Annotated in this window: 7 protein-coding genes; 1 reads left to right on the top strand and 6 read right to left on the bottom strand. The window is 32.5% G+C overall.

Annotated elements, in window-relative coordinates:
• The 3 genes from VNJ50_RS14085 to VNJ50_RS14095 form a co-directional block, all read right to left on the bottom strand.
• Positions 1 to 2,066, bottom strand: a 2,066-nt coding sequence (locus VNJ50_RS14085) for an FG-GAP-like repeat-containing protein (protein ID WP_325582933.1), incomplete at its 3' end; no start/stop codon positions are given.
• Between the two features lie 25 nt (positions 2,067 to 2,091).
• Complete coding sequence (locus tag VNJ50_RS14090) at positions 2,092 to 2,553, bottom strand: T9SS type A sorting domain-containing protein (RefSeq protein ID WP_325582934.1); 462 nt, start codon at positions 2,551 to 2,553, stop codon at positions 2,092 to 2,094.
• Between the two features lie 82 nt (positions 2,554 to 2,635).
• Positions 2,636 to 3,127: a hypothetical protein gene (locus VNJ50_RS14095; RefSeq protein WP_325582935.1), complete on the bottom strand. Its 492-nt coding sequence runs from the start codon at positions 3,125 to 3,127 to the stop codon at positions 2,636 to 2,638.
• 944 nt (positions 3,128 to 4,071) lie between these two features.
• Between VNJ50_RS14095 and VNJ50_RS14100 the strand changes: the two genes are divergently transcribed.
• Entirely contained in the window at positions 4,072 to 4,782 is a 711-nt protein-coding gene (locus VNJ50_RS14100; RefSeq protein WP_325582936.1) for a DUF2971 domain-containing protein, read from the top strand.
• An 83-nt stretch (positions 4,783 to 4,865) separates the two neighbouring features.
• Here the strand turns inward: VNJ50_RS14100 and VNJ50_RS14105 are convergent, their stop codons facing one another.
• The 3 genes from VNJ50_RS14105 to VNJ50_RS14115 all read right to left on the bottom strand — a co-directional run.
• Positions 4,866 to 6,158 (bottom strand): HlyD family efflux transporter periplasmic adaptor subunit, encoded by a 1,293-nt coding sequence (locus tag VNJ50_RS14105; protein ID WP_325582937.1) that lies wholly within the window; start codon positions 6,156 to 6,158, stop codon positions 4,866 to 4,868.
• A gap of 1 nt (position 6,159) precedes the next feature.
• Complete coding sequence (locus VNJ50_RS14110) at positions 6,160 to 8,355, bottom strand: peptidase domain-containing ABC transporter (RefSeq protein WP_325582938.1); 2,196 nt, start codon at positions 8,353 to 8,355, stop codon at positions 6,160 to 6,162.
• Between the two features lies 1 nt (position 8,356).
• A partial coding sequence (locus VNJ50_RS14115) for an amidohydrolase family protein (RefSeq protein ID WP_325582939.1) occupies positions 8,357 to 9,228 on the bottom strand: 872 nt, incomplete at its 5' end.

Raw genomic sequence — 9,228 nt, forward strand, 5'->3', positions numbered from 1 at the left:
ATTAGCTTGTTGCCAATATTATTTGCATAAGAAAACACTTTCCATTGAGTATCATGATTGTTTATCGTCAGATTCGGTTTGTAATATTTTCTCCAAACACGAACTAAATCTGATTTTCCATCTCCATTGGCATCTAGCGCATAATAATTACTTAAATGAATTTGGGTATTATAATATGATCCAGTGTTTGGCCAGTACTCAGCTATGTTATGAGATTCTTTTACAAAGAAGATGCCATTATTTAATTGAGGATTTGAGTAGTATATGTGCCAGAGTGTGTGACCGCTACCACCCTCAGTATCAGGTAACATTATGTCTGTTTTACCATCACCGTTGTAATCACCGAATAAAATTTGTTTTGTATCACTATATTTATCTAATAAACCACTTCCAATGATTTTTGGTTTTATCCAAGGTGCGAAATTAGATTGATCGAATGAATATATTTTGTACTTTCCATATTCTGGACCCGTTGTAGTATTAATGGATAATATGTCGGATTTTCCATCACCATTAAAATCAGCCACGTAGTTTTTATTGCTACTGATGTCTAGTTCAAAAGTCCCCATTCTTACTAATCCAGAACTACCTTCAATTGTTGATGAATTTTGGTTTAAATCTAAAATATAATACCTCTCAAAAATATTTCCCAATCCACATGTGCCATAGAAATGGCATGGATCATTAGGTGCAGGGATGTGGATTGCAGGAACTGACATAATTAAAACTTCCGAAATTCCATCACCATTGAAATCACCTTCCAAAAATTTGTCATATGAATGGCCACTACTATTTGGCACACCCAAATCGACTGTTTTGGTATAGGATTGCGTTACCGTATTTCCGTTTAAATTATAAATTTTGAACGTTAATCCATTATTCAGAGGAAAAGCTTTTACTACCGATTGAAATTGATTTAATTTATTATTTGAATTAGTCGTAGCAACAAAAGTATTTGGGGGCATATTTGAAGGGACAGAAGCACTAAAAGGCATGACAATAGGTGCTTGACCACTACTTCCATTAAACAATTTGACAAATAATTGATTTCCAGCGATAAAATCTAATTTTCCGTCACCGTCAAAATCACCGGACAATTCAATATTGTTAAAATTAAGATTATTGACATAATCAGTTTTAATTTCAGATGTAATACTATTATCTGTAGTTGTAGTATCATAATTAAAAATAACGGGATTTGCGGATTCTAAAGCTCCATTAAACTCCTGTATTTTTGATACTCTCTCATATCCTAATTGCGAATCAAAAATGTGAGTTAGCCTATATTCTCTAAATAAAAGATTTGTAGTATAAACTTGTATTTTACTTAGTAATTCAGCTTTCTCGTATTTAAGCCCTTTTATGTAACCACTTTCAATTCTTTTTGCTCCAATATATGTAAAAGTTATTTTATTCTGTGGTGTAGTAATACCATTTATATTAGCGCTAAATTTTATTTCACTTATACAAAGACTTTTGTTTAAAGGTTTGTTATAGTGATATGTAATAAAGTTGCCATTTGAATCTTCAAAACGAGTAATATAAAAAGAAGTTAAATCCGTCGCATCTATTCCTTCAAAGTTTCCATACCATGAGCGTGATCCATCTGGTTGTGTAACAATAAAATGCGTCGTCGTCCCAGATCCAATTAATTCAACTTTTGCATTTGTCTGTACTTCAGTTGTGTAAGTTGAGCCAATTGCCCAATAAGCTCCTGAGGTTAATATTAGCCGTTGTCCATCTAATGCTAGTTTGTCATCTGAATCAAAATCTACACCATCCACATAACCATCAATATCCCGACGTGTTGATATTCTGCTAATTGCCGAAATTGTATTTATATTCCAGCCTTGACCCGCTATTCCTCCCATTTTTCCACTTGCATAGACCAGATTTATCGTTGGGCCTACATCTTGGATACTTGGAGGCAAAGCTATCGGTAAGGTGTAAATGGCTTGCCCACTGTTCGATATTTCTAATTTGCCTTGAGTATCATGATAACTATTCTGTGATAATGTTACAAGAGAAATAATTAGCATAATTAATAATAGTAATTTGTTTTTCATATATGATTAATTTCATTTAATACTACTATTTTTTTAAAATCTTTATAGATTTTTGGTTCCCACTTTTGTATATTAATAATACTATATAGGTGCTTTCAGGATAGTCTTCAAAAGAAATGACTTTATTGTTCGTTTTCTCTAAATTTTTATATGAATTTATTAATTGACCGGAATATGTATATACTTCAATATTGGATACAATATCATTATCTGTCAATTCCCATTTTAAATACAATTCATCTCTTACTGGGTTTGGATAATATGAAATAACATCTGTTTCTGAAAACTTCAATAGATCCTCATCTTCAATTTTCTCCATATCTTTTGGGTTATTCTTACTATTGTTTGAACTTCTTGATTGTGAGCATCCAAGACATAAGATTCGTTCTATTTGATTACCCGAATTGTCATATTGAAAAAGAACTCTGTTGGATTGAGCATTCATTGATATGTTATGTAATAAAAATAACAGTAGTAGTTTTTTCATTTCTAAATATTTTTATTGATATAATTGCTAATTAAATGGAGTAGATGTAACAGGCCAAAAGATCGCAATTTTTCGTTGCACTCTATATATAGTGGTTTTGGACTAGGAATAACTCTATTCTCAAGTAAGGATTGGTATTGGTCTTCATAATTATGCCAAAAAAAGGGTTGCTATCAAAGCTTCCGCTAAGCCTTAAAACACTTTGGTTATCCATTGTGCTACTCCATTGCTGACTGCCGAAGTATGAAACGCCATCAAATGAATTAGCTTTTTTCAACCAAACCGAAAATCGGTAGGTTTTAGTATTATTAATAGGATGATAGCTTGAATCCCAACCACCGTTGGCATCATTATTTACGTCAGGAACCGCTTTCCATAAAATGACCTTTTGACCAATATGGTTAAGATCTAGTTCTCTATAGTTTTCAGGATCCGTACCATTTACAGAAAAACCAGAAACACTTCCAGAACTAGCAGTCCATGAAGTGGTATTTAGTAGATTTTGAGAATAACCCATTGAATAATTAAAAATGTAGAGCAAAAAAAGGAGGCTAAGTTGTTTTATTAGTATCATAAAATCAGATTTTAAGTCCATTTTTTAAGGAGTCATTATACTTTTGTATTTAGTTTGGTAAGGAATTTATTTGGGAAGAGTCCAATATCAGACCTACTAACTTTAAGGATCCAGTTGTTGATATTAGAAAACTTAAAGGATCACTTAGTGCTAATAAAGATGGATAATCAGGATGGGAATTAAATTGAAAATCAAATTCATCCTTATCTAAATGTATTTGCTCCGCATCCAAGTAATTGAAAAGATTGTTTAGATTATCCATTTAACAGAAAATTATTTGATAAGAAACTGAACTCTTAAAAATAGGTTCACTCCAAATCTAAAAAGAACAATTCAAATAACTTTACGTCTCAGACGGAACTTATGTTAAAGTTTATATAGCTGATATTTACGCAATCCCTTGCTTTATTACTTCCTTAATAAGTCCTTTAATGTTCTTTACATTAAAGAATGTCCTCATTTTTACGACACGTTTTTGGATGGTACTTTTGCTAAACGATAAGGCAATAAAAGTTTGTTGGATTTCAGAGAGAAGTAAACCATTCTGGTAATTTTATATAAAAGCATTAGAGTCCTATGGAACTATATATAACTGATAAGAATACAGCTGTTTAAATTAATTTTAAGCTTGAAAACTTTTCGGTAAGCTGAAACAGGTATTGGTTTTAAATTGGCATATTAATTACAAAAGGAAAGGAGGGAAGCTCTTGAAAGATTGGAAAGATATTTCTGGTTTTGGGGCTACTATTCAGTTTGTATTGGTGATTTTATGATTTACCAGAAGAAGCGATAATAAAAGATTGTAGCGAATTTGCCATGCGCAAATTTGTAGCTTTTATGTTGTAAAGGTGGCAGAATGGTGATATTTTGCAAATTAATTTTAGTGAGGAATTAACTTAAAGCATATTCACCTTTTTGGATAATTTTTGAAAGAACAATTTGAAATGAAAGTATACAAGTATCGTGGAAGTGATGACGAAAAAATTTTCAAGAGAGATTTAAAATCACTATTTGATAATTTTTTTTGGGCATCCGACTTGTCAAATTTGAATGATCCTTTTGAAACAATTACCGACACTAAAAGAATTAAAAATCGTCTTAATTGGATTGCAAAAAAAATTGGAGTTAATACTGAAGCAGATTTTCAATTACTTGATGATAATACTGATGAGGTTTTATCTTTGGATCACGCAATGGGGATTTATTCACTTTCTAAAACCCCTGTTGATGAATTACTTTGGGCACATTATGCTAATTCGCATAAAGGATTCTGTATAGAATACGATCTAGATGTTTTACTGAGCACTGATAGGAAAAATATCCTACATTCTTTTCCAGTTAAATATTCTAAAAAACCACCAGGTTTTAGTTGGTGTGAGATTTTTAGAAACGAACCAAATAGTATGATTGAAAAATTCGCATTTTATAAATCAAAAAGATGGGAATATGAACAGGAACATCGAATAGTTTCCTCTATCGCCGGAAAAATCTCATATAATTGCAAAGCCTTGAAATCCATTTACTTCGGCTTGAGGATTGGAGAGACAGAGAAAAATGATATCATCAATTTGTTAAAAGAAAGAGGCATTGATTTCTATCAAATTCAGTTAGAAAAAAATAGTTATTCCCTTAAAGCTGTAAAACTTGAAGTCTAAATGAAGAGCGGTAAAGACTTAATCTGATTTATTTATCTCCGATTTATAAACTTATATACATTTAAATATCTCATAACTAACTATCAATTTCTTTTTAAAATATCTTTAAATTGATAAAAGAAGCGCTCAATTAGCCTTAAATCTTCTGTTACGATTTCTGCCATGCCAGGCATTTCATGCTTGAATTCTATCTTTCTATTATAGGAAGTAATTAGTTTTTCAGGAAGTTCTACATCTATTAAATATAATCCTTCTTGGTCTGGAATGAGTGAGATGTTTTTTACTTTTCCTTTTAAGACACCAAATTCAACATCAGGAAAATTCTCTAATCTGACATATACATTTTGACCAACTTTTATCTTTCCTGAATTTTGAGTGGGTGTTTTGAGTTTGGCTATAAAAAATGAATTTTTATCTGGAATGATTGTAAACACCAAATCACCTGCATTAACAGTTTGATTGACATTCCAATAGTTCAAAAATGAAACTGTACCATCTATTTTTGATTGTAGAACATATTGTTTCTCCCAATCTTTAATTGATTTTTTGAGTTGGTTAAAAGATTGGATAACATTTTTGAGTAAGACCATTTCTTCTTTGGCACGATTGATTTCTGTCCCTCTGGAGGTCATACTTGCATTACTAATCCCTTCCCTGATTTGTGAAATTGAGGATTCGAAACTTTTGAAATTGCGTTCCGCTTGTGCATATTCCAATTGCTTGTTTTCATATTCCTGTACCGAAATAACACCTTTGTCGAACAGTGTTTTATTCCGTTGTAAATCTTTTGTTTGAAAGATAAGTTCGGTTTGATTAATTTCCTTTTGCGATTTTAGACTTTGTAATCGTCTGTTCAATTCTGAAATGGAATATCGGTTGGCAATTGCTTCATTGGAAAAAGGTTGTAATTGTTTGTTAAGTTGGTACTGAATATAATTGTTTTCAAATAAGGCGTATTGTGACTCAATATCTCCCAAGAACAATAGCGGCAAACTATCCAAAGGAAAACTAAAGTTTTTACTGTTAACCTGAATGGTGTCGATTACGGACTTTAGCTTGAAGGCATCTTTATAATTTGCAGTATTTTCTATAATTGCCAAAGGCTGGCTTGCATTTACTTGCTCGTTGTTTTCCACAAGAATTGCGTCAAAAACCCCAGTTGCCATTGCAAATTCTTTTTGCGGTGGGATTTCAGTTGTAATGATTGCTTGAGCAAGTATTGTGTCTGGATATTTAATTAGCCAAGAAAGGAAAAGAATCATAGCGATAAAGAAAAATAATATAGTGTTTCCCCATCTGAAAATACTTTTCGGTGGTTCGGAAAGCACATCTCGTACCTCGTTACTGTAAATATTTAACTCGTCGTTTTCTTCCATGTTAATTTCCCAATTCCAATTGGTTTTTTACAAGCTCGTAATACTTACCTCGCTTAATCGTAAGTTCTTGATGATTACCTTGTTCGACAATCTCTCCATTTTCCAAAACAATAATATTATCGGCATTTTTTACTGTACTTAATCGATGCGCGACAATAATTGAAGTTCTATCCTTCAAAAAATTATCAAGATTTTCCATAATTACTTTTTCATTATTGGCGTCCAATGCGCTCGTGGCTTCATCGAAAAAAACAAAAGCAGGATTCTTATAAACCGATCTCGCTATCATAATACGTTGTTCTTGTCCACCACTTAATCGAATGCCAGAAGTACCTAATTCAGTATTGTATCTATTTGGTAATTTCTCAATAAATTCCTCTATATTGGAAATAAAGGAGGCATTTTTTAATCTTTCTCTATCAATGACTTCGTTCTGTTCCGATTCAGAAATATTTCCTGCAATAGTATCATTAAAAATAAAAGTATCCTGTAGAACTGCACCGCAATTCATTCGCCAAAAATCATTATTGATGTTCATTAAATCAGAATTACCAATTGATATTTTTCCATTGGTTGGCTCGTGAAATTTCAGTAACAATTTGATTAATGTGGTTTTACCACTACCACTTGCTCCAACTATGGCAGTTGTCTTCCCTTCTGGAATGGTACAGTTAATGTTTTTTAGAACAAATGGTGTTGACTTTCCACCGTAGCGATAAAATAGGTCTTTGATGATAATACTCTTTTCATTAGGCAATTCCTTTACTTTATGATCCGCCAAATCATCTTCATCTTCTTTGGAATGTACTTGCCAAAGCCGTTCTAAACTAATTTTTGCATCTTGCCATACCTGAATAAAACCAACAAAACTATTTAATGGTGTATTTAATTGCCCTACAATATATTGAATGGATAGCATCATACCCAAAGTAATATCGCCATTGACCACAGCGGTAGCAGATAAAAATGTGATAAAAATGTTTTTCAGTTCGTTAACAAATCCTGACCCAATACTTTGATATTGGGCTAATTTTAAGGAGCTTAAAGATGTTTTAAAAAGGCTGATCTGAACCTGCTCCCATTTCCAGCGATTCTTTCTTTGTGAATTATTGACTTTTATTTCCTTAACACCATTGATTATTTGAACTAAAGAAGTCTGGCTTTCAGAAAGCTCATCAAACCTTTTAAAATCGAGTTCTGCCCTTTTTTTAAGAAAAAAGAAGGTCCATCCTACATATAAAGTTGCACCAACAATAAATACAAAAAAAATGGTCATATCATAGAATGCCAAGACAAAGCTAAAAACAACAAAAAGTACGGTGGAATATAGCATGTTGAACGTGGAGGAAGATACAAAATTCTGAACCCTTACATGATCTTGGATTCTTTGAAGATGTTCTCCTGTGTTTCTTGTTTCAAAATAGGAAACTGGAAGCTTAAGCAGTTTATAGAGAAAATCGGAGATCATTTTTATCTGAAACCGACTTGTAATATGTATCAATAGCCACTCCCTAAAAATACTAATAAGTACCTGAGATACAAACAGTACCAGTTGCCCTAAGAGCACGAGGTAAATGAAAGGGATATTGTGAGTGTTGACACCGATGTCCACAACGGACTGCATTAAAAAAGGAAGAATGAACTGAATGGTGGTACCAACAATCAACCCAAGAAATAGTTGATAGACTAGTTTGCGATAAGGTCTTATGTAAGGAATTAAAAACGAAAAACCCTTCTTTTTAGAATTGTCCTCATCCAATTCATGAAACTTTGTATTGGGCTCCAATAAAAGGACAAAACCATTGCCATCCACGGTATTTGTCCAGGCTCCTAAAAACTCTTGATGTGAATACTCCAAAAGCCCTTGGGCTGGATCGGCAACATATATTTTTGACTTGGACGTTTTATAAACAACAACAAAATGTTTTTGGCGCCAAGGCACGATAAAAGGTGTGGGTGCTTCATTGATCAGACTTTCCAATGAAATTCGCATACCTAAAGTGCGCAACTCAATAATTTCGGCGGCATCGGCAATACCAGCCATGGTAACTCCTTGTTTTGTGATACCTGCACTTTCTCTTAAAAATTCTCTTGAAAAACTTTTGCCATAAAATTTGGCAACCATCCTTAAACAAGTGGGACCGCAATCACGATAATCCAATTGTCGGAAAAATGGAAATTTATTGTTTTTAAACATTTTAATTTCGAGATGATTTTAACAATTCCATGCGCATTGTTGCTAATTTCTCTTCGCCTAAAAATTGATTGTTAAAATATAAGCCATAAATGTTTTTTAAGGCTTTAAGATCTTCTAATGGATTAGAATTTAACAGAATAAAATTGGCGTCATTACCAACTTCAATAGTACCGTACTTTTCTTCAAAGAATGTTGCAAAATTGACCGTTGCCATTTTTAAAATGTCATAATTACTCAATTGTGCATTCTTAAGTAATTCCATTTCGCCAACCATGTCGAAACCTGATATCATATATTTTGAAGAACTATCGGGACTTAATAACATTGGTATTCCCAATTCATGTAACTTTTTTATCATATGATATTTTTCATCTAAATATTTCAGTTCATTTTCAACTTCTAATTGATAAGCGGTATTTCCCATCTTTTCTCTATACAATTTCGTTTTCTCAATCCAGTCATCAAGAGTAGCCTTTGGAATAAATTCCATGTCTGATAAACTTCGTAATTGATCATAAGTATATCGCCCTGAGCCCACGCTATACCAACTTAATGTTGGGCAGATATATATGTTTCTTTCCTTTATATGCTGCAATCTACTTTTGAGAATTTCTGGATTTCCAGTCAAACCACCTAAATGTTCAAATGAGGTGTAATTGGACTTAAAAATCAAACTGTCAGGAATATTGCTCGGGAAATGACCGGCAATCTGTAAATCATATTTTTTGTAAATAGTATCAAACTCCTCAAAGGTTGATTGATCGTTTATGCTCAATATTTTCATGAAATCAAAGCCCCTTTCTTTTGAAGTCTTAACATAATCTTCAATTTGAGATGCGGTAAAATCATATTGGCGACTTATTGGTGGTGGAG

It is taken from the genome of Gelidibacter sp., assembly GCF_035577925.1.
Taxonomy (GTDB): domain Bacteria; phylum Bacteroidota; class Bacteroidia; order Flavobacteriales; family Flavobacteriaceae; genus Gelidibacter.

Coding starts and splice junctions, on each gene's coding strand:
- VNJ50_RS14090 (WP_325582934.1), bottom strand. CDS start 2,553: ATGAAAAAACTACTACTGTTATTTTTATTACATAACATATCAATGAAT.
- VNJ50_RS14095 (WP_325582935.1), bottom strand. CDS start 3,127: ATGATACTAATAAAACAACTTAGCCTCCTTTTTTTGCTCTACATTTTT.
- VNJ50_RS14100 (WP_325582936.1), top strand. CDS start 4,072: ATGAAAGTATACAAGTATCGTGGAAGTGATGACGAAAAAATTTTCAAG.
- VNJ50_RS14105 (WP_325582937.1), bottom strand. CDS start 6,158: ATGGAAGAAAACGACGAGTTAAATATTTACAGTAACGAGGTACGAGAT.
- VNJ50_RS14110 (WP_325582938.1), bottom strand. CDS start 8,355: ATGTTTAAAAACAATAAATTTCCATTTTTCCGACAATTGGATTATCGT.